Here is a 20456-nt window from a genome sequence, read left to right as displayed (position 1 = left end):
TCGCGATGTGTCTTTTTTTGAGCGCATTAAAATGTGCAGTGATCTGCAGGAGTGATTAAACTATAGGATGAGGTGAAGAACGTTGGAAATTGTCTTGATATGGTTTCGCCGAGATATGCGATTGGATGATCATACGGCCTTATCAAAAGCGATCACATACGCAAAAAAACATCAGTACCCATTATTTGCTTTTTATCATCTAGATCCATTTTTTACGGAGATGGAGCTGGATTTAAACAACGAACATTTCTTTCAAAACTTGGCTCATTTCGTCAAGGAAGCGAGAGAATCTCAAGTTTATGTTCACCTTTTCCATGATGATGTCTTGTCTGCCTTTCAGCAGATCATGGATGTTTATGACATCAAAGCCGTCTTTTTTAATGAAGATCAAGTAGGAAACGGTCACAGGCGAGATAATCAAGTGACCGATTTTTTAGAAGACAAGGGCATTCATGTGTCAAAGTGGCAAGATACCCACCTTCATGGGGCAAGAGATATTCTGAAAGCGGATGGATCTCATTATCAAGTGTTTACTCCATACTATCAATCATGGCGGAAGCAAGAGAAGCAGCCTGTGATAAAAGTTGACAAAACATTCTTCTCTAGCGGGCATACGATTTGTAACGAGTCACTTTCGCAAAAAGGAGATGATAAATTAAGAGGCATCATCAAGAGGTGCGCAAGGAAATTTGATCAAATTGGCTCAGACAAAGCGATGAACACGCTCCATACCTTTATTCAAAAGAGGCTGACGCATTATCATAAGAAACGGGATATTCCGTCTGTTTTCGGAACGAGCAAACTGTCTCGGTTCTTAAAAACAGGGACAATCTCTATCCGAACGGTCTTTCATGCTATTAATGAGGAAGCCCTTTATGAAGATGAGGGCAGGGAAACATTTATTAAAGAGCTGGCGTGGCGTGATTTTTATCATATGATTTTTGCGCATTATCCAAAGATGAAACAAAAAGAAATCAATCCTTCTTTTGAAGGGATCAAATGGAATGAAGATGAGGCACTTTTTGAAGCTTGGTGCAAAGGAGAAACAGGCTTTCCGCTCGTTGATGCGGGGATGAGGCAGTTAAATGAAGAAGGCTGGATGCATAACCGCTTGAGAATGGTGACGGCTTCATTTTTAACAAAGGATTATTTGATCGATTGGAGAAAGGGCGAGGCGTACTTTGCGAAAAAACTCGTAGATTATGATGAGGCTTCGAATATCGGAGGATTTCAGTGGGCAGCCTCTGTCGGAACAGACGCCGTGCCGTACTTCCGTATTTTTAACCCCACGACTCAGTCAAAGCGATTTGATTCAAGCGGCGAATATATTAGAAGATATGTACCAGAGCTGAAGCATGTGGATGAAAAATGGATTCACGAACCGAGTAAAATGCCTATAGATGAACAAATGAAGTCGGGATGCGTAATAGGGGATACCTATCCTCTGCCTACAGTTGATCATCAAGAAAGACGCAAGAAAGCCATTTCTCTATTCGAAGAAGCAAAAGGTCAATAAAAAAATTCCCCTTTCGTATGAAAGGGGGATTTATCTTTTACCTGAATGGCTCTTTGTTTTCATATTTAAACCGCGCAATGAGTAAGCAGAAGTAGCATAAGACACCAAACAAACAAGAAATAAAGAAGGAATGAGCAAGCGCATAACCTAGTGCAAGCTGAGAATAAACAGACATGATACCTGAAATCGCTTGAAGTGTAATCAGAATGGCTGAAATGATCCATCCGTAATACAGCTGCTTCTGTTCTTTATAATGTTTAATGGCATGGAACATAGCGACAAATATCCAGACGAATAAAAGAAGGGCTGCTGCTCGGTGAGACATTTGAACCCACTGATTGAAATACGCTGGAAGTGCGCCGTCTTTTGAACAAAACGGGAAGACAGAGCAGGCAAGACTTGATTTTGTATGTCTCACATAGGCACCTGTATACACGACAATATACGTATATGTGATCAACCCATAAATATGGAACTGCATTCTTTTGCCGATATAAAGCGGCTTCACAAGTTTTGTTTCAGATCTGGTTGCTTCAAACACAAGAAGCGCAAGCAATAAGACGGAAGCAAAAGAAATGAGTGAAATACCGAAGTGCAGTGCCATGACAAGTGCGTTAGAACCAAACACGACTGCGAGTGCCCCTAACAGCGCTTGAAGCAGTAAGAATATAATGGACATGATGACCAAAAATTTGGTTTCACGGAATACTGGACTAATTTTTTTCCAGCATAAGACCGCCAGTGCCAGTACAAGAATGGTGGACACTCCTGTTGACATGCGGTGGCTCCATTCAATGATGGAAGCAGGGTTCATTTCAGGGAAGAAACGACCGTGGCAAAGGGGCCACTGTCGACCGCAGCCAAGACCCGAGCCGGTTTTTGTGACAAGCGCACCGCCAATCAGAACGATCAGCATCACAAACGTTGTGACAACGCTCAATAGCCTTAAAGCAAATTTCATCAAATGATTTCACCTTCTCTAAAAAACTTCTGAATATAACAGATGGTTGACAAAGGGCTAACAAGACCTTTGCCTTCTTTTCAGCGTCATAGACAACCTTTGCAGTCTAGAAAGGGCGAGTACCGGAGCGTAATGACATGGATGAGCACCGGCACGCAGGACTGCGGGCGCATGCGAGGGTTTGTCTACACGCTGATACATGAAAACCTCACATGCTTTCAAGTTTAAGCCAAATGCGTGTTCTGTTGCAATTCATAATGACCAAAGTTCACAAAAAAATGATATGTTAGTTCACAAAGTTTACAGATTTAGAGTGCTTGATCTTTCTTTGACAGTCTGATAGAAATAGAGGAGAGAATATTTCATTTTGCACTGCCTTCTAAAACGCACATCCTCATAAATTCACGAAAAGTTCACAAATAACTTCAAGTTTGTCGTTTATTATTTAATAGGATGTTTTTTTACAGCTCTTTATCTTGTATGATAGAGTTGTAACGATTTTACGTTTTATTCGTTCGTTTGAAGGTTTGGGCAAGGGAGGTTATACACATTGGCAAATTCCAAAACAGCTGTAGATGCAGCTATTCATGGACAAATAGAAGAAACAACAGCTTTGAAAGATTTTCTTGCACTAATTAAAATGGGCATCGTCAATTCCAATTTCATTACAACATTTACTGGAATGTGGCTTGCTTTTTATTTTACAGATATGAGTTTCCTTGGGAATCTTGATATTGTTCTGTTCACAATGATTGGTTCTTCTCTTATTATTGCCGGTTCATGCGCCATTAATAACGCGTTTGACCGTGATATTGATATACTAATGGAAAGAACAAAAACAAGACCGACGGTGACAGGTAAAATTCAGCCGGGGCAAGCGTATGCATTTGGCATTTTGCTTGTCGTACTTGGACTCATTATGCTTCTGATGACAACCGTTACATCAGCAGTGATTGGATTTATTGGTGTCTTTACTTATGCAGTTCTATACACGATGTGGTCTAAACGCCATTACACCATCAATACAGTCATTGGGAGTGTATCAGGTGCAGTTCCGCCATTAATTGGCTGGACAGCTGTTACAGGCACAATCGACACAACGGCTTGGGTCCTGTTTATGATTATGTTCATCTGGCAAATCCCGCACTTCTTGTCACTTGCGATTAAGAAAACGGAGGATTACCGCAAAGCAGGTATTCCAATGCTTCCAGTCGTCTATGGCTTTGAAGTCACAAAACGCCAAATTATCATTTGGACAGCATGTCTTCTCCCGCTTCCATTTTTCTTAAGTGGATTAGGGTGGCCGATTGTCGCACTTGGCACATTGCTGAACATTGGATGGCTGGTGATTGGTCTTATGGGCTTTAAAATGAAAGACATCATGAAGTGGTCAACACTCATGTTCGTTTATTCATTAAACTACTTAACCATCTTTTTCGTTGCGATGATTATTATTACACTATTCTAGAGTGAAATACACTTTGATCACATCAAAACAATGGCTATATCTTATAACACAACATTTTCTTACAACTATGAAAGCCGCCTGATATTCTGTTCTATTTAGGCGGCTTTCTGTTTATACATAGATGGTATTTTGAGTAAAAACATCATTTTTTTATGAAAAGAGGAAATGTAAGTGCTTTTATAAGGGGCGGGGGTTATTGATGGGTGAAAGGTGATTTTATAAATAAGAGGTAAAAAGCGAAAGGCAAAGGAGATCAAGCAAAAGGGGTTGGGACAAATTATGATAAGAAAATGGCGTGTTTATTCACTGTTTCTCTTACTGACGATCGTTTTGGCCGGCTGCGGTGAACCATACTTATCAACACTCAAACCAGTTGGGGAAGTAGCAGATAAACAGTTTTTCCTAACGGTACTGAGTACACTTATTATGGTTCTTGTCGTCATTGTTGTATCGATCATTTTCTTTTACGTCATCATTAAATTCAAACGTTCTAAAGTGGGAGAAGATACGATTCCAAAACAGGTGGAAGGGAACCGCAACCTAGAAATTACGTGGACAGCGATTCCAATTCTTCTACTCATTATTCTCGTTGTACCTGTTGTGACATACACGCTTGAGCTAGGGGATACAAGCGCTATGGATAAGAAAAAACGAGATCCTGAAAAGACACTTGTTGTGAATGTAAGAGCCAGCTTATATTGGTGGGAATTTGAATACCCTGATTATGGGATTGTCACAAGTCAGGAATTGATTGTACCGACTGACCAAAAGGTATACTTTAAGCTGAAAGCATCTGATGTGAAACACTCTTTTTGGGTTCCATCGGCTGGGGGTAAAATTGATACAAATACAGACAACGAAAACAAGTTTTATTTAACCTTTGACTCAAAACGAACGAAAAATGCTGGAGAGTATTTCTACGGGAAATGTGCGGAGCTTTGCGGCCCTTCACATGCTTTAATGGACTTTAAAGTTAAAACGCTTTCTCAGGATGAGTTTTTAGGGTGGACGAAAAAGATGGCGGATTATCAAAAGCCTTCATCTACATCAGATTTGGCCCTTGAGGGTGAAAAGCTCTTTAAAGAGAAAAACTGCTTAAGCTGTCATGCGGTAGAGCCTAGTGATGAACGGCCGGAGGCGGCAAGGACGGCTCCAAACCTTGCAACCTTCGGAGAGCGGACAAAAGTAGCTGGGATCAAAGACATGAACAAAGAAAATGTCAAGGCTTGGCTGAAAAATCCAGAGAGCTTTAAACCAGGCAATAAGATGACAGGGACGTACCCTAAATTAAATGACTCAGAAGCGAATGCACTCTACGAGTATTTAAAAGGTCTGAAAATCGAGTGATGTCTTGAACAGCCTTTGAAGCTGTGCACGTTCAAAAGGGTATGTGATCTATGTGAAGTTTTTGTTAAGAGCTCCCGAATAAGTCTCTACATCCAAGAAATAGTCATCTGTCAGACACAGTCTGTTTGAGAGATCGTGAAGATAGACATTGATATGAAAAGGGGCAAATGGGAGATAAGAGGGGGATTTCATGGTGAATACAATAGCTAAAAAGCGGGGGTTTGGCGCTGTCTTATGGGATTACTTGACGACGGTTGACCACAAAAAAATTGCCGTACTGTATTTAGTGGCAGGGGGATTTTTCTTTTTGGTTGGCGGTCTGGAAGCAATGTTTATCCGTATTCAGCTAGCCATCCCAGAAAATGATTTTGTAAGTGCAGGGGTTTACAATGAAATCATGACCATGCATGGAACGACGATGATTTTCCTTGCAGCAATGCCGCTTTTATTTGCATTAATGAATGCGGTTGTACCAATTCAAATTGGTGCACGTGACGTAGCATTTCCGTTTGTGAATTCACTAGGTTTTTGGCTCTTCTTTTTCGGAGGGATTTTCTTAAACCTTGGCTGGTTTATGGGCGGGTCACCTGATGCGGGCTGGACTGCCTATGCGTCGCTCACGCTGAATTCAGAAGGGCATGGCATGGATTTCTATATTTTAGGCTTGCAGATAGCGGGTATTGGAACGCTGATTGCCGGTATTAACTTTCTTGTGACGATTATTAATATGAGAGCACCTGGCATGACGTATATGAGAATGCCGCTCTTTACCTGGACGACATTTGTTGCATCTGCACTGATTTTATTCGCATTCCCGCCGCTCACAGCAGGGCTTGCGATGCTGATGCTTGATCGAATGTTTGATACGAGCTTTTTCAATCCAGAGCTCGGAGGGAATACGATCATCTGGGAGCATTTGTTCTGGATTTTCGGACACCCGGAAGTATATATCTTGATTCTGCCGGCATTTGGAATCTTCTCTGAGATCATTCCTGTGTTTGCAAGAAAAAGATTGTTTGGTTATTCATCCATGGTATTTGCCACTGTATTGATTGGTTTCCTTGGGTTCATGGTATGGGCGCATCACATGTTTACAACGGGACTTGGACCAATTGCAAATGCGATCTTTGCCGTAGCCACGATGGCAATTGCAGTGCCAACAGGAATCAAAGTATTCAACTGGCTGCTCACTATCTGGGGCGGTAATGTGAAGTTTACAACGCCAATGCTGTATTCTGTTGCGTTCATTCCGTCGTTCTTACTTGGCGGGGTAACCGGGATCATGCTTGCAGCAGCAGCAGCTGATTATCAGTTCCATGATACGTACTTTGTTGTGGCGCATTTCCACTACGTCATTATCGGTGGGGTGGTATTCGGAATTTTAGCAGGTGTGCATTATTGGTGGCCGAAAATGTTTGGGAAATTACTGAATGAGAAACTTGGAAAAATTGGCTTTGTGTTCTTTTTCATCGGTTTCCATTTAACGTTCTTTATCCAGCATTTCCTCGGCTTATGGGGCATGCCGCGCCGGGTATTTACGTTCCTGCCGGGACAGGGTCTCGAGCTTGGGAATTTGATCAGTTCAATTGGGGCACTGTTTATGTTTGTGGCAGTCGTGATTATGCTCATTAACGTCATCTGGACAACGGCAAAAGGAGAGCGGGTGTCGAGCGATCCTTGGGGAGATGGAAGAACCCTTGAATGGGCAGTCACTTCACCTCCGCCAGAATATAACTTTAAGCAGCTACCGCTTGTACGAGGCCTTGATCCATTATGGATTGAGAAAATGGATGGTAGAAAAGGAATGACAGCATCTGAACCGCTCGATGATATTCACATGCCGAATAATTCCATCTTGCCTATCATTATCTCATTCGGTCTATTTGTGTCAGCGTTTGGTTTCATGTATCGTCAAGAGCACGACTGGGGTCTTCCAGTGATTTTCATTGGTCTTGGCATCACATTTACGACCATGCTGGTCAGGTCTCTTAAAGATGATCATGGATACCATATTCACAAAGAAGATTTGACGGATGACGATGATAAAGGGGTGAAAGCATAATGGAACCACAAAAAATGACAGCGGAAACCTTTCCGGCTTCTCCAGAGAAAGCCACGTTAGAAGGAAAGAATAAGTTCGTCGGGTTCTGGTTGTTTCTTGGGGGAGAAACCGTCCTGTTCGCATCTTTGTTCGCCACTTACTTGGCGCTGAAAAATTCGAATGCAGGCGGAGCAAAAACAACCGAAATGTTTGACCTCACACTTGTCTTTATTGCCACAATGCTCCTGTTAACGAGTAGTTTAACGAGTGTGTATGCCATGTATCATATGAAAAACTTTGCCTTTAAAAAAATGCAGCTTTGGCTCGGTGTCACTGTTCTTTTAGGTGCTGGATTTTTAGGGGTTGAAATTTATGAGTTTTATCACTATGTGCATGCGTATGAATTTACCATTACCAGCTCTGCACTTGGCTCTTCCTTCTATACACTTGTAGGAACACACGGAGCTCACGTTGCATTCGGGCTTTGCTGGATCACCGCTCTTATGATTCGGAATATGAGACGCGGACTCGATTTATACAATGCACCAAAATATTATGTGGCAAGCCTTTATTGGCATTTCATTGATGTTGTGTGGGTCTTCATCTTTACCGTTGTATATTTAATGGGAATGGTGGGATAAGAATGGGAAATAAAAACACAAATCAGTCCAAAGTCGATCTTGTCTATCGTAAAAAGAAAAATGCCGAAGAAATGAAGCATCAGCTCATTTCTTTCGGCTTGATGATTGGTTTAACGTTTGTTGCCTTTTTAACGATCGCCTCTGAAGACGTCGGAAATTGGTTCGCAGTCCCTTTTATTTTACTGCTTGCAGTCATTCAGGTGGCCTTCCAGCTTTATTATTTTATGCACATGAACCAAAAAGGGCATGAAACACCCGCGTTGTTTCTTTACTCAGGTGTGTTTGTCGCGTTTATTACCGTTTTAGCCTTTTTGACCATTATTTGGTGGTAAGCCCGCTTTGCCCTTGAAGGAGGCGCAGCAATGGAAAACTTGGAGATATTCGGATTCCGGGCTTTATGGAGTCCTTACTATTTGATATGTATTGTGGTTGCAGCTGCTTTTTATTTGCTTCTTGTGACAAAGGGAAAGCACCGTGCGACGGTGAAAGAGAAAACGCTGTTTCTGACTGGGCTTGTTTTGTTATATGCAGTGAAGGGCAGTCCGATTGATTTAATGGGGCATATTATGTTCAGTGCACATATGGCGCAAATGGCTGTGCTCTATTTAGTCATCCCGCCGCTTCTGATCACAGGTTTACCTGCTGCGATTTGGGAGCGGATCATTCAGACGCGAGGCATTCAGGCTGTTTTTCGTTTGTTTTCCAAGCCTTTGATTGCCCTCCTTGGATTTAACGGATTGTTTTCGCTGTATCATATTCCGCTTGTGTTTGATTTTGTTAAAACCGATCCGTTTTATCATGCATTGATGACAGTTGTTATCTTTATCGCTGCCTTTTTCATGTGGTGGCCGCTTGTCCATAAAGTCCAAAGTCAGCCGCAGATCACGGGTATTTTAAAGCTGGGGTATATTATGGCAGATGGTATTTTAATGACACCTGCCTGTGCACTCATTATGTTTAGTGAGGCACCTATCTATGCGACCTATTCAGATGCCGGCGCATGGATTCAAGCACTTCATCTATGTGTGCCAAGTGATATGCTCACAGGACTTGCGCTCACTGGCCCTGACATGTTTCATACGTTGCCGCTGCTAGAAGATCAGCAGCTAGGCGCTATTTTAATGAAAATTATTCAGGAGATTGTATACGGCTCGATTCTTGCTGTTGTTTTCTTTGACTGGGCAAGAAAGGAAAGAGCGAAAGATGCCGTACCAGATGGGCTCATTCCGAAATATGAATAAATAAAAAGCACAGCCAGAGGGGCTGTGCTTCCAGATTGTTGACAAAGGGCTAAAATGATCTTGATTTTAGCCCTTTGTCTTCTTTTATGCTTCAGCAGTCATAGATTCTAGTTTTTCTTTCAATTGGTTCAGCGTTTTTTTGCTTGATTGAATAAGAGATTTAGGGAAGTCTTCGCCTTCTCCATATTCAACACCGTGCGGATAGTAGTGTTTTCCAAGTAAAGGTGTCAGTAGTTGGATGTGTGCTTTTTTGGAGCCGACATCTCCTTCTGTGGCGTATCCGGAGATTCGTAAATAAAATGTTCCCTCTACCATCTTGTACTTCTTGTCGTACGTCACGCGTTCATAATCCCATTGATCGGCTCGTACAAATCCTTCACTTTCCATAATAAAATCCAATTTATTTAAGTCAGCTGATACCTCTTCAATTCCCGTTCCTTCAAACTTCACCCAAAACCCCTCCTTATAAAAATTCCCTTTACTGACAATCATAGTATGAAAGCGTTAAACTTTCAACTGTGAAAGGTATGTTCTTTTATAAGCTGGTTACAGTAATAAAGAAAATAACGGATGGAGGAATCAACGTGAAAACGAAAAAAATCAAAGATATCATGACGAAAAAAGTAGTGACTTGCCAAAAGGACGATAATGCCTACGAAGCGGCAGTCAAAATGAGAGATGCTGACATCGGTGCCATTCCAGTAGTTGATGGAGATCAGCTCGTTGGCATTGTAACAGACCGTGACCTTGTACTGCGAGGCATTGCTGAGAAAAAGCCAAATTCACAGGAAATTGACGCACTGATGACAAAGGAAGTATTGACAGCTGAAGAAGATGCCACGCTAGAAGAAATCGTACGGTTGATGTCCGAACATCAGCTTCGCCGTATCCCCGTTGTCAAAAACGGAGCACTAACGGGAATCGTTGCCCTTGGAGATTTATCAGTCGAAGATTTATCGAATGATCGTGCGGGAGATGCGCTGACGGAAATCTCTCAACAGGATCAAGATCATGGACAAGGATTTCTTCACTAGAGGGGCATATTTTAAATTCGTGTTAAATAGGCTGTATTGTCGTTGATAAATGGCGCAAGTTTTGTTTAAATGACAGTAGAAGGTACTTTTTGTACCTTGCCAATTTAACGGAGGTGTTTATTTGAAAACTGTGCTTAAAACACTCTTCATCCTCCTGATTATATCTGGAACGTATGTTCTGTTTATTCAATATGGATCTTCACCAGAAAAAGATAACAGCAATGAGCCGAAGGTGTCTAATGAAGAAACATCTAGCGATAAGCCGATCAATATCCCTAAAAAGGGCCTCATGTCCTTTATGGGGAAGTCTTCAAACGAAGTGCTTAAACAGCTGGGAGAACCAGATCGCATTGATCCTTCCGCATATGATTATGACTGGTGGATATACAACCAATCGAAGAAACACTATATTCAAGTAGGGGTAAAGGACAGTAAAGTGGTGACCTTGTTTGCAACTGGGGATGGCCTGAATGTTGAACCATTTAAAATCGGTCAAGCCACGAGTGAAGTATTTAAAAAGACACAAATCGCTCCTTACATTCATGTAGAGGATGAGCAAAATTCATATCGCTTTGAATTCTCAGAAGATGATATGAACACAAGGCCGACGGTGAAAGTGGGAGATGATGTGTATGTCCAGCTCTATATGGATAAGTTTGAAGGCACCCTTTCGAGCATCAGAGCCTTTAACGCAGATACATTTGTGAAACAAAAGCCATATGAAGTCGTTTACCGAGGTCAATTGATTGAGCCTGACGCCATCTCGGGTGAAAAGTGGAAAGATATTGAAGCTTCCAGTCAAAAACAAATTTTTGATATGACCAATATTATCCGGCATAAGTACAAACTGCCGACCTTAAAGTGGGATGATGAAACGTCTGAAGTGGCATTTATGCATAGTGAGGACATGAAAGAGAATCACTATTTTTCCCATGACTCTAAAAAGTACGGGACGCTAAAAGACCGGTTAGAAAGAGGCGAAGTCACATTTCAGCTTGCTGGGGAAAACATTGCCTATAATTATGTAGACGGCCCTGCAGCCGTAGAAGGCTGGCTGAATAGTGAAGGTCACCGGAAGGCGCTATTAAATCAGGATTATACGCACCTTGGCGTCGGTGTGAAAGAAAAGTACTATACACAAAACTTCATTAAGAAAACGTCTTAACACTCAAACAGCTGCGCAATCATCGCGGCTGTTTTTTTATGAAAAAGAGGCTCACCAAAACAGATGCTGGTGTATATAGTATAGTAGGCATTTGTATGGGGGGTGAGGATATGACAAATAAACAAAAGCAAACATCCATTGATGAATTTAAACAGTTCGTCAGACGCCATCCGAAATTAATTCAAGAAGTGCAGACGCAAGAAAAAAGCTGGCAAAGCTTATACGAGAATTGGGTCATGTTTGGTGAGGAAGATGAGATGTGGTCTCCTTACCGTCAAGAACCATCTGAAGAAGGAAAAGAAAAAAAAGATAAAGCCACTAAGAAAAGTGAACCAGGAAAAGCAGATTTTATGTCTAAAATGGTTTCTGCTGTGAAAAAAATGGACGCTGATCAAATGAATGAACAGATTAACAAAATGAGCCAGTCTATTTCCTCTTTACAAAGCTTACTCGGCCAATTTTCATCAAATGGTTCAAAAAAAGGTTCATCTGGAGGCAGCCAGCACCCATTCTCCTTCAGGAAAGATTAATGGAAAGGGGATGCTTTTGGTGCGGAGAGAAGTACAGGAGTTTGTCATGGCCGAAGAGGATCGAATCAAATTCATCAGGCAACGTCCGCTCTGGTACAGACAGCTGACGCGGCATCCTGAAAATCTAAATTCCTTTGAATTAGATAAAATGAACTTTTACGAAAAAACCATTCCTCATCGTGTGAGTCAGTTGAGCAATAGTGTCCAAATGGCTGAAATGATGATTCAGATGTTTCAAGCAATGCGCAATCAAAATGGAGCCGGGTGAGGCTTTTTTGAGTTGATTAAGATGTCTATTTCATGAGCATCCTATGAAAGTAGACGAAAGGAGAATCAGATCATGAAATGGATGCTGTCAATATGCGCATTGCTTTTTCTTGTCACCGGGTGTCAAAGTCAACATGAAAAAGAGCAAGTAACGAAGCAGGAACAAGCAGTACCAGTCTTACAGCAGACGCAAAGTGAAATGAAGCAGCAAGGCTTTTTAAAATACAAAGTGCAGGGATCGGTGGTCTATATAGAAAGTACACTTCAAGATGTTCATCTTGAGCCTTCTCCCTTAAGAAAGGATCAGAAGACAGGGTATTTTACTGTATATGTAGACGGGAAACGTGCGGGCAATGAGTATACTGCTGCGTTTGTGGTCAAGCATCTTTCAAAGGGAAAGCATAAAATGACCGTTGTGCTGAATTCTCGTCACCCCGAATATAAGCAGAAAAGAGAAACATGGGATGTATTTGTCATGTAAAAGCATTTTCTGATCCATAGGTTTCATGGTAAACTATGTATTGGAGGTGCAACATTTATGTATGCGACAATCGAATCTGTGGAGCTCCAAGAGCAAGCAAATCAATTGGCTGCCATGATTCTTCAGTCGGAGGAGGCTGAACATTACCGCAACTGCTTTAAGCGTCTCCAGCAAGACGAAGAAGCCCAACAAATTATTGCCCATTTTACAAAAGTAAAAGAGCAATATGAGGATGTGCAGCGGTTCGGCAAATACCATCCGGACTATAGAACGATCTCAAAAGAAATGCGTGAGGTCAAAAGAAAGCTAGATCTTCACGATACAGTGGTTGATTTCAAAAAAGCAGAAACAGCGATTCAATCCATCCTAGATGAGATTAGTATTGAAATCGGTCAAGCTGTATCAGCATATATTAAAGTTCCAACAGGGAACCCATATTTTGATGGTCTATCATCATGCGGCGGTGGCTGTGGATCAGGAGGCAGCTGTGGCTGTAAAGTATCTTGACGAGACTTGAACGTCTCGTCTTTTACATAATGAACGGGAAGAATTGAAAAGCGGCAGGTGAAAAGATGGAAACCAAACGTCAAGGGATGGTTGTTTGGCTGCATTCATTGAAGCAGTCAAAAGCGCTAAGAAAATTTGGGAATGTTCACTATATTTCAAGGAAAATGAAATATGCAGTGATTTATTGTGATATGAATGATCTCGAGCGCCACATGGCAAAGCTCAGTTCATTGCCATTTGTGAAACGTGTTGAGCCTTCATATAAACCTTTTATTAAATTAGAGTACGAATCCAAATTGGACAAAGCAAAAGAGTATGATTATAAGGTGGGCTTTTAAAGACACAAAAAAATCCCCGCGGCATCACCCGCGGGGTCCTTCTATTCTTAATGATTCATTAAGGAGAAGGCAAAGGGAGAGGAGAAACCGGAGGAAGAACTTATGGGGAAACGTAAGTCTTCTCCGCGGTTGGCAACAGCACCACATCAGATGCTGTTACAAGTAGTATGACCCTGCGTCCTCTCATATATACATAGAAAATGAATGGAATTCCGTGCATTGTCCCATGTGGAGTGGATGTGGTAAGATAATGTTGAATTTTTGTCATGAGACAATAACCAATAGATGTAAGTAGAAAAAGTGGTGGGAAAATGAGAGTCATCTCTGGAACGAGAAAAGGCCGCTCGCTTAAAGCGGTACCAGGTCAATCAACAAGACCGACAACAGATAAAGTCAAAGAATCCATTTTTAATATGATTGGTCCTTATTTTGATGGCGGATGGGCCCTTGATTTATTTGCTGGAAGCGGTGGTTTAGGAATTGAAGCGCTTTCCAGAGGATTCGATCATTGTATATTTGTTGATCGAGATATGAAGGCGATTCAGACGATTAAAGGTAATCTGAATCAATTGTCGCTGATGGATCAAAGTGAAGTATTTCGAAATGATGCAAACCGTGCACTCGCAGCTGTAGTGAAACGAGAAGAATCCTTTCAAGCCATCTTTCTTGATCCGCCGTATAAAGATCAAAAGCTCAAAGCACTTCTTGATATGATTGATGAACATTCCCTATTAGCGGATGATGGCGTCATTGTGTGTGAGCACGATAAAGACGTTACGCTGCCAGAGGAAGCTGGACAACTTCACATCACAAGACAGGAACTGTACGGATTGACTGGCATTACGATCTATAGAAAGCGGGGAAATTAAAGCAATGGGGAATATAGCTGTTTGTCCGGGTAGCTTCGATCCAGTCACATTGGGCCATTTGGATATTATCAAAAGAGGGGCAAAGATCTTTGATGAAGTGTATGTATGCGTCCTAAACAACTCATCAAAAAAACCGTTATTTACGGTTGAAGAACGGTGTGAGCTTATTCGCCAAGCGACAAAGGATCTGCCAAATATCAAAGTAGAATCCTTTCATGGGCTACTTGTCGATTATGCGGAACAGAAAGAAGCCAAAGTCATCTTACGCGGACTCAGAGCGGTGACGGACTTTGAATATGAGATGCAAGGTACATCAATGAATAAAGTGTTAAATGATGACATTGAAACGTTTTTCATGATGACGAATAATCAATACTCCTTCTTAAGCTCAAGCATTGTCAAAGAAGTAGCGAAATATCATGGATCAGTCAAAGAGCTTGTACCAAAAGAGGTAGAAGCCGCGCTGAAAGAAAAATTTAATGGATGAGTGCACACTGCACTCATCCATTTTTTAGTTTTTGATAATATAAAGCAATATACACGATCAAGCTGACCAACGTGATAAGAGGGCCGGCTGCCACAAGCTGATTCCACAGCGTACTGCTGAATATGACGACTTGCTGGCCTGCTTCAGAGGCTGCTGCTGGAAGAGCCATGTCTGATCGAGATACATAAAGTGGTTTGAATAATAAGAAGGCGAAGACAGCCGCATACATTCCATGGAGCAATCGGGCGAAGAAAAAAGGTTTGAAACGTATATCTGTTGCCGCCAAAATGCCTGCTACCTGAGCTTGAACAGAGAACCCGCTGAATCCTAAAATAAAGCTGACCACAATGGTTTTAGCGAGAAGAGTGACTTCCTGTGAACCCGTCAGCTGACTTCCTAAAGTGATCTCAAATAAACCTGCAATCATAGCAAGATTTAATTCTGGCGGAAGGTGCATCGTTTGCAGCATATAACCGATGCCCACGGAGAGAAGGTCGGTCACATGAACAACTGCCAGCATTTTGCTAAAGACGGAAAATAAAATAATAAAGCCGCCAATCATAAAGAGTGTTTGAACGGACGACATGACAGCATCGCTTAAAATTTGGCCAAGCGGTCTTTTCTCTGCGAGTCTTGCTGTATGAAGCGCACTGAATGCCTCTTTTATTGGTGGGAATAAACATCCTTTCCGGCTTCTAAGGTGTGCATCGTGCCGCGCTTTATATCCCCGCATCGTCACACCGACCGCTAGATTCCCTAAATAATGTGCACAGGCTAAGACAATGCCTAAAGCAGGGTGATGAAAAAAACCAACCGCCACCGCTCCAAAAATAAACAATGGATTCGAAGAATTTGTAAATGAAACAAGGCGCTCTGCTTCAATTCTCGTCAATTGTCCTTCCTGCCTGAGCCGCGTCGTCAATTTAGCGCCAGAAGGAAAGCCTGAGGCCATCCCCATCGCTAGGACAAACCCGCCTACACCTGGCACTCGAAAGATGGGGCGCATAAATGGTTCTAATAATACCCCGACAAATCTAACAATCCCGAAGCTAATTAATAACTCGGACAAAATAAAAAAAGGAAGCAACGATGGAAATACAACCTCCCACCACATTGCAAGTCCATTTTTCGACGCTTGCAAAGAGGCTTGTGGGTGTGTAATCACAGTGGCTGTTAAAAAGATAAAAAAAGCAGCGATGAACAGTGTGTTCCATTTTTTCATGGAGGTTTCGCCCCTTGCCGTTATAATCTATTGGCGAGCTCGTGATCAAAGAAAAAGAGAAACTAGCCGAGCCTGTCTTCTATTACTATACGAGTAGAAGGGGCATGTTTAGACCTATAGATTCGTATATATGCATAGAAAGAGGAGGGTGGATTTACATGAAGCGACCGACCATCGGGCTTGCGCTGGGCTCCGGGGGTGCCAGGGGGCTGGCGCATATCGGAGTTTTATCTAGTCTTGAGAAACAAGGAATTCAGGTGGATATGATCGCCGGAAGCAGTATTGGCGCACTTGTTGGAAGCTTTTATGCGGCAGGACAAGACGTAGAAAAAATGAAAAAACTTGCACTTGTCTTCAGAAGAAAGTATTATGCTGACTATACACTGCCAAAAATCGGTCTTTTAAAAGGAAATCGAATTTTGCAGTTGATCCACACGTTTACATATGGGAAAAAAATCGAGGAATTGCGAATGCCTCTTGCGATTGTCGCCTGTGACCTCGGGACAGGGGAGAAGGTTGTGTTCAAAGAAGGGTCTGTCTCACAAGCAGTCAGAGCAAGCATTAGCATTCCAGGTGTGTTTGTTCCGCATGAAATAGGCGGCAGACAATTGGTAGATGGAGCGGTAGTTGACCGCATTCCTGTTTCTGTTTTAAAAGAGATGGGGGCAGACCTCGTTATCGCCTCTGATGTATCAAGGGTGAAAAAAACAGAAAAGGCGACGAGATTATCGGATGTCATTATGCAAAGCTTGGACATCCTTCAAAATGAATTGGTTCGTCACCAAACCATTCACGCAGATCTCATGATCCGGCCGAAGCTTGAAACATTTAGCTCTAGTGCGTTTACACAGGTGCAAGAGATGATTGAAGCAGGTGAGCTCGCCGCCGATCAACTAAAAGGTAAACTGAAAGATGTCATTGATAAATGGGAGTGTTAATCGAATGAAAAAATTGAATATTCGCTGGCTCAGCTTTTTTGTGGTTGTTCTTGTATTATTTGGCTTAACCTTTGTCAAACTGCCTTACTATATCACAAAGCCAGGTGATGCAACAGAGATTGCTCCGCATATTCAAGTGGACGGAGGATATAGCGAGAAGGGCAGCTTCTCTCTTATGACCATTAAAGTAGGTCCAGCAAATCCATATACGTATTTGCTTGCAAAAATGAACAAGTATGACGAGATCGTCCCAGAAGAAAACATTAAAGCGGACGGAGAGTCAGATGAGGATTATATGAAACGACAGCTTCAGCTGATGAAAAGCTCTCAAGAAAACGCGATGATTGCAGCTTATACAAAAGCAGGGAAAAAAGTGGACTATACGTTTAACGGGGTGTATGCGAGCTATGTGATGAAAGGGATGCCCGCATATGGCAAGATTCAAGTTGGCGACAAGATCAAAAGCGTCGATGGTCAAACGTATGATTCTGCAGATAAAATGGTTTCATATATCAGCAGTAAAAAAGCAGGCACAACGGTCCGTTTTGTACTCGAACGAAATGGCAAAGAAATTACACAGAAAATAACGTTGAAACGATTTAAAGAAGACCCAAAACGAGTTGGAATTGGTGTATCACTATTTACAGACCGTCATGTGAAAGTGTCACCCTCTGTGAAGGTGGACATCGAAAACATTGGCGGTCCATCGGCAGGTTTAATGATGTCACTTGAAATATATAACCAGCTGACAAAAGAAGACGAAACACATGGCTATGCGATAGCGGGAACTGGAACGATTGACGCCGATGGTACAGTCGGACCGATTGGCGGGATTGATCAAAAAGTCGTAGCAGCCGATAAAGCAGGGAAAGACATCTTCTTTGCACCAAACGAGAAAGGTGATCCAAACTCTGACTATAAAAATGCCGTCAAAACAGCAAAAGAGATTAAAAGTGATATGAAAATCGTTCCGGTCGATACTATGCAGGATGCACTGGACTATTTAAACACATTAAAAGAGAAAGCATCATAAAAAAAGAGCGTCCCCAAGGGCTGCTCTAAAATTGTTGACAAAGGGCTAAAATGATCTTTATTTTAGCCCTTTGTCTTCTTTTCTATCGAGATTGAAACAGACCGCTTTCTTCGTCATATCGAATGGGTGATGTTTTAAACTCTGCTGACGCTAATTCCGTTTGCATTGGTTCACTGATGGGAAGGCTGAAGACGCGGGAAGCACGAATATCAAGATGAAGTGCGGGATGTGAAAAAGAAGACAATTTACTCACAAGCGGTACGTCCAACTCTTTTTTCACAAGAGACAAATATTGCTGCCCTTTCTTTGACATACCGAGTAAACGAATATAAGGCGCTTTTTTCTCCTCCAGCAGCTGATGCATCGTCTTTTTCTTCACGTTCATTAACAGATGTGTATTCATCCGCTGTAACCTAGTCCACGTATATCGTTTTGTTTTCACAAGTGATAGATATTCCTCATAGGAGGACGCATGTGTGATCGCCTTTTGCATGCGGTGCTCAATGCCTTCTTCAATTTCATAGATGTCCTCTAGTTCACTCGTATCCATTGTATAAAAGACATGTTTCAAGAAACGAAAATAGGCTTCTTGCGTATGTAAAAGACCGTATGAAGCATGATAGTCGTGTAATTGCTTTAAAGTAGCGTCCGGGAGATAAGGCATGACCGCTTCAAATGAACCTTGTTCTTTTAAGGCTTTTCGAATACTTGTTGCGCTTGCGATTTTCTGGTTTTCAGGCAGCTCTTCATCATGGTAATCAGATGCAATTCTTTGAGAGGTGTAAGGCTGCATGTGAGGGGATCTCTCTAAGATGGCTTTTACATAATGAAAGCCTAGAATATTATTTGGTTTAGACAAATCCAGTAAGAGACATGAATCAATGGCTTCTTGAAACGCACCGGCTGCTGCTGCCGGATAACTAAGGCCTTCTTTTACCTTTTCTTTTGTTAAAAGGTCGATTTCTTCCTTTTTCTCATGCCAAGCGTGTGCTGTGCGCTCAAATGCTTTGATATCTCCATCCTCACTCCCAAAAAAAAGAGATCGGCATTTTAAAGCATCTAGGATGGATACAGCGCCATTTGCAAAGGTTTCTGCCTTTTGTACGGCATAGATGTATGGAAGCTCACACATAATGTCCACACCGTTTTCTAGGGCCATTTTTGTGCGTGCCCATTTTGAGACGATGGCAGGCTCCCCGCGCTGGAGGAACGAACCGCTCATAACGGCAATGGCAACATCTGAGGAGGTTTGTTTTTTCGCCTGGCGAACATGATAGGCATGTCCATAATGAAATGGGTTGTACTCGACAATGACTCCTACTGCTTTCAATAGATGTTCCGCCTTTCTTGCTTGGTTAAATGGTCTATGCTACAGTAGCATAAGGGAAAAATGAAGCCCATTTTTTTCAGTGTAGGCATTCTAGGAACTGATGTCAAACAACCCTCTGACATCATATAGGACTGTAAAGAAAAAATATTGACAAATAGCATGATGAAAGCTATAATCATGTTTGTTGCTCTTAGAGGTGATACAATTGAAATGGACAGTTTATCAGTTACATCAAAAAGCTAAAAACAGCTTCGATTTTCATGAGACGGTTGACTTAAATGAACTTACTAGCCTTCATTCAGATATACGTCGTATTTCACCAATAGAGGTGAAAGGGACTGGAGTGATCGAATCAAAGCAAGTCGCATTTGATTTAACCATCACAGGTGAAATGACATTGCCTTGTTCAAGAACGCTTGTTGATGTAAATTATCCATTTGCGATTTCAACAAAAGAACTATTTGTACTTCATAAGACAGACGATATAGAAAATGAAGATGTGTCCGTTGTTGAGGACGATATCATTGACTTAACGCCTATAGTCAAGGAAGAAATCCTTCTGGAAGTGCCGATGCAAATCTTTTGCGACCAAACAGACGCAAAAGGTGCTGCGCCACAGGAAGGGAATGACTGGGCGGTCATTTCGGAAGATGCACATCAAAACCGAATTGATCCTCGTCTGGAAGGCTTGAAGAAGCTCTTAGAAGAAAATAATGAATCTTAACTCTTTAAGGAGGTGGGAATAATGGCTGTACCTTTTAGAAGAACTTCTAAAATGAAAAAAAGATTGCGTCGTACGCATTTCAAACTACAAGTACCTGGTATGGTAGCTTGCCCAGAATGCGGTGAAATGAAAATTTCTCATCGTGTCTGCAAATCTTGCGGAACATACAAAGGCAAAGACGTAAAAAGCAACTAATTCATCAAAAAAGCGTGAGGGAATCTTCCCTTGCGTTTTTTTATTTTGTCTATTTTTTAGCTTTTCTCTCCTGCAAATAGTCTACCTACTCTAGTAAGCGCATATGATATGGTATTCAGAT

General features: G+C 41.9%; 24 protein-coding genes. 20 read left to right on the top strand and 4 right to left on the bottom strand.

Annotated features, from left to right (window positions below):
* Positions 1-82: 82 nt before the first annotated feature.
* Complete coding sequence (locus tag BK049_RS01180) at positions 83-1516, top strand: cryptochrome/photolyase family protein (protein ID WP_071167668.1); 1434 nt, start codon at positions 83-85, stop codon at positions 1514-1516.
* Between the two features lie 37 nt (positions 1517-1553).
* On the opposite strand, the gene BK049_RS01175 is transcribed toward BK049_RS01180, so the two are convergent.
* Positions 1554-2477, bottom strand: a complete 924-nt coding sequence (locus BK049_RS01175; RefSeq protein WP_008354740.1) for a COX15/CtaA family protein — start codon at positions 2475-2477, stop codon at positions 1554-1556.
* Between the two features lie 550 nt (positions 2478-3027).
* Between BK049_RS01175 and cyoE the strand changes: the two genes are divergently transcribed.
* The 6 genes from cyoE to ctaG all read left to right on the top strand — a co-directional run bounded on the left by cyoE (position 3028) and on the right by ctaG (position 9215).
* Entirely contained in the window at positions 3028-3945 is a 918-nt protein-coding gene (cyoE, locus tag BK049_RS01170; protein WP_008354737.1) for a heme o synthase, read from the top strand.
* A gap of 279 nt (positions 3946-4224) precedes the next feature.
* Positions 4225-5292 (top strand): cytochrome c oxidase subunit II, encoded by a 1068-nt coding sequence (gene coxB, locus BK049_RS01165; RefSeq protein ID WP_071167667.1) that lies wholly within the window; start codon positions 4225-4227, stop codon positions 5290-5292.
* 190 nt (positions 5293-5482) lie between these two features.
* Complete coding sequence (gene ctaD, locus BK049_RS01160) at positions 5483-7354, top strand: cytochrome c oxidase subunit I (RefSeq protein WP_034738121.1); 1872 nt, start codon at positions 5483-5485, stop codon at positions 7352-7354.
* Positions 7354-7974, top strand: a complete 621-nt coding sequence (gene ctaE, locus BK049_RS01155; protein ID WP_008354731.1) for a cytochrome c oxidase subunit III — start codon at positions 7354-7356, stop codon at positions 7972-7974. The genes ctaD and ctaE overlap by 1 nt, the downstream gene beginning before the upstream one ends.
* Before the next feature lie 2 nt (positions 7975-7976).
* A complete protein-coding gene (ctaF, locus tag BK049_RS01150) occupies positions 7977-8306 on the top strand; it encodes a cytochrome c oxidase subunit IVB (protein ID WP_003211520.1) in 330 nt (109 codons plus the stop codon).
* 30 nt (positions 8307-8336) lie between these two features.
* Positions 8337-9215, top strand: coding sequence for a cytochrome c oxidase assembly factor CtaG (gene ctaG, locus BK049_RS01145; protein WP_071167666.1), 879 nt, complete (start codon positions 8337-8339; stop codon positions 9213-9215).
* A gap of 84 nt (positions 9216-9299) precedes the next feature.
* Here the strand turns inward: ctaG and BK049_RS01140 are convergent, their stop codons facing one another.
* Complete coding sequence (locus tag BK049_RS01140) at positions 9300-9665, bottom strand: YugN family protein (protein WP_071167665.1); 366 nt, start codon at positions 9663-9665, stop codon at positions 9300-9302.
* 161 nt (positions 9666-9826) lie between these two features.
* Between BK049_RS01140 and BK049_RS01135 the strand changes: the two genes are divergently transcribed.
* The 9 genes from BK049_RS01135 (at position 9827) to coaD (ending at position 14893) form a co-directional block, all read left to right on the top strand.
* Entirely contained in the window at positions 9827-10249 is a 423-nt protein-coding gene (locus BK049_RS01135) for a CBS domain-containing protein (protein ID WP_034738137.1), read from the top strand.
* 121 nt (positions 10250-10370) lie between these two features.
* A complete protein-coding gene (locus tag BK049_RS01130) occupies positions 10371-11414 on the top strand; it encodes a CAP domain-containing protein (RefSeq protein ID WP_008354724.1) in 1044 nt (347 codons plus the stop codon).
* A 110-nt stretch (positions 11415-11524) separates the two neighbouring features.
* Positions 11525-11944: a YlbD family protein gene (locus tag BK049_RS01125; protein WP_008354722.1), complete on the top strand. Its 420-nt coding sequence runs from the start codon at positions 11525-11527 to the stop codon at positions 11942-11944.
* 19 nt (positions 11945-11963) lie between these two features.
* The gene (locus BK049_RS01120) at positions 11964-12212 is read left to right on the top strand and encodes a YlbE-like family protein (protein WP_008354720.1); all 249 of its coding nucleotides are present in this window, start codon (positions 11964-11966) and stop codon (positions 12210-12212) included.
* 72 nt (positions 12213-12284) lie between these two features.
* Positions 12285-12692, top strand: coding sequence for a hypothetical protein (locus BK049_RS01115; RefSeq protein ID WP_008354719.1), 408 nt, complete (start codon positions 12285-12287; stop codon positions 12690-12692).
* A gap of 57 nt (positions 12693-12749) precedes the next feature.
* Positions 12750-13199 carry a regulatory iron-sulfur-containing complex subunit RicF gene (gene ricF, locus BK049_RS01110; protein WP_008354717.1) on the top strand — a complete coding sequence of 150 codons (450 nt, stop codon included), beginning with the start codon at positions 12750-12752 and terminating at the stop codon, positions 13197-13199.
* 65 nt (positions 13200-13264) lie between these two features.
* A complete protein-coding gene (locus tag BK049_RS01105; RefSeq protein WP_003212137.1) occupies positions 13265-13537 on the top strand; it encodes a YlbG family protein in 273 nt (90 codons plus the stop codon).
* A 281-nt stretch (positions 13538-13818) separates the two neighbouring features.
* Positions 13819-14406, top strand: a complete 588-nt coding sequence (gene rsmD / locus BK049_RS01100; protein ID WP_412096186.1) for a 16S rRNA (guanine(966)-N(2))-methyltransferase RsmD — start codon at positions 13819-13821, stop codon at positions 14404-14406.
* Positions 14407-14410: 4 nt separating this feature from the next.
* Positions 14411-14893, top strand: coding sequence for a pantetheine-phosphate adenylyltransferase (gene coaD / locus BK049_RS01095; RefSeq protein ID WP_008354711.1), 483 nt, complete (start codon positions 14411-14413; stop codon positions 14891-14893).
* Positions 14894-14906: 13 nt separating this feature from the next.
* Here coaD and ylbJ read toward each other — a convergent pair whose 3' ends face one another.
* Positions 14907-16115 (bottom strand): sporulation integral membrane protein YlbJ, encoded by a 1209-nt coding sequence (gene ylbJ / locus BK049_RS01090; protein WP_008354710.1) that lies wholly within the window; start codon positions 16113-16115, stop codon positions 14907-14909.
* A 158-nt stretch (positions 16116-16273) separates the two neighbouring features.
* Here ylbJ and BK049_RS01085 point away from each other — a divergent pair, with 158 nt between their 5' ends.
* On the top strand, positions 16274-17053 hold the full coding sequence (locus BK049_RS01085) for a patatin-like phospholipase family protein (protein WP_008354707.1): 780 nt from the start codon (positions 16274-16276) through the stop codon (positions 17051-17053).
* Positions 17054-17057: 4 nt separating this feature from the next.
* Positions 17058-18086, top strand: a complete 1029-nt coding sequence (locus tag BK049_RS01080; RefSeq protein WP_071167664.1) for a SepM family pheromone-processing serine protease — start codon at positions 17058-17060, stop codon at positions 18084-18086.
* Positions 18087-18168: 82 nt separating this feature from the next.
* Here BK049_RS01080 and BK049_RS01075 read toward each other — a convergent pair whose 3' ends face one another.
* Complete coding sequence (locus BK049_RS01075; RefSeq protein ID WP_071167663.1) at positions 18169-19416, bottom strand: nucleotidyltransferase; 1248 nt, start codon at positions 19414-19416, stop codon at positions 18169-18171.
* 205 nt (positions 19417-19621) lie between these two features.
* Between BK049_RS01075 and BK049_RS01070 the strand changes: the two genes are divergently transcribed.
* Entirely contained in the window at positions 19622-20140 is a 519-nt protein-coding gene (locus BK049_RS01070; protein WP_071167662.1) for a YceD family protein, read from the top strand.
* A 21-nt stretch (positions 20141-20161) separates the two neighbouring features.
* Positions 20162-20335, top strand: coding sequence for a 50S ribosomal protein L32 (gene rpmF / locus BK049_RS01065; RefSeq protein WP_008354700.1), 174 nt, complete (start codon positions 20162-20164; stop codon positions 20333-20335).
* Positions 20336-20456 lie beyond the last annotated feature (121 nt).

Origin of the sequence: Bacillus xiamenensis (assembly GCF_001857925.1) — a bacterium.
Lineage (GTDB): Bacteria > Bacillota > Bacilli > Bacillales > Bacillaceae > Bacillus > Bacillus xiamenensis.
The sequence above is the reverse complement of the archived record's forward strand: the minus strand, read 5'-3'. Positions and strand labels throughout refer to the sequence as shown.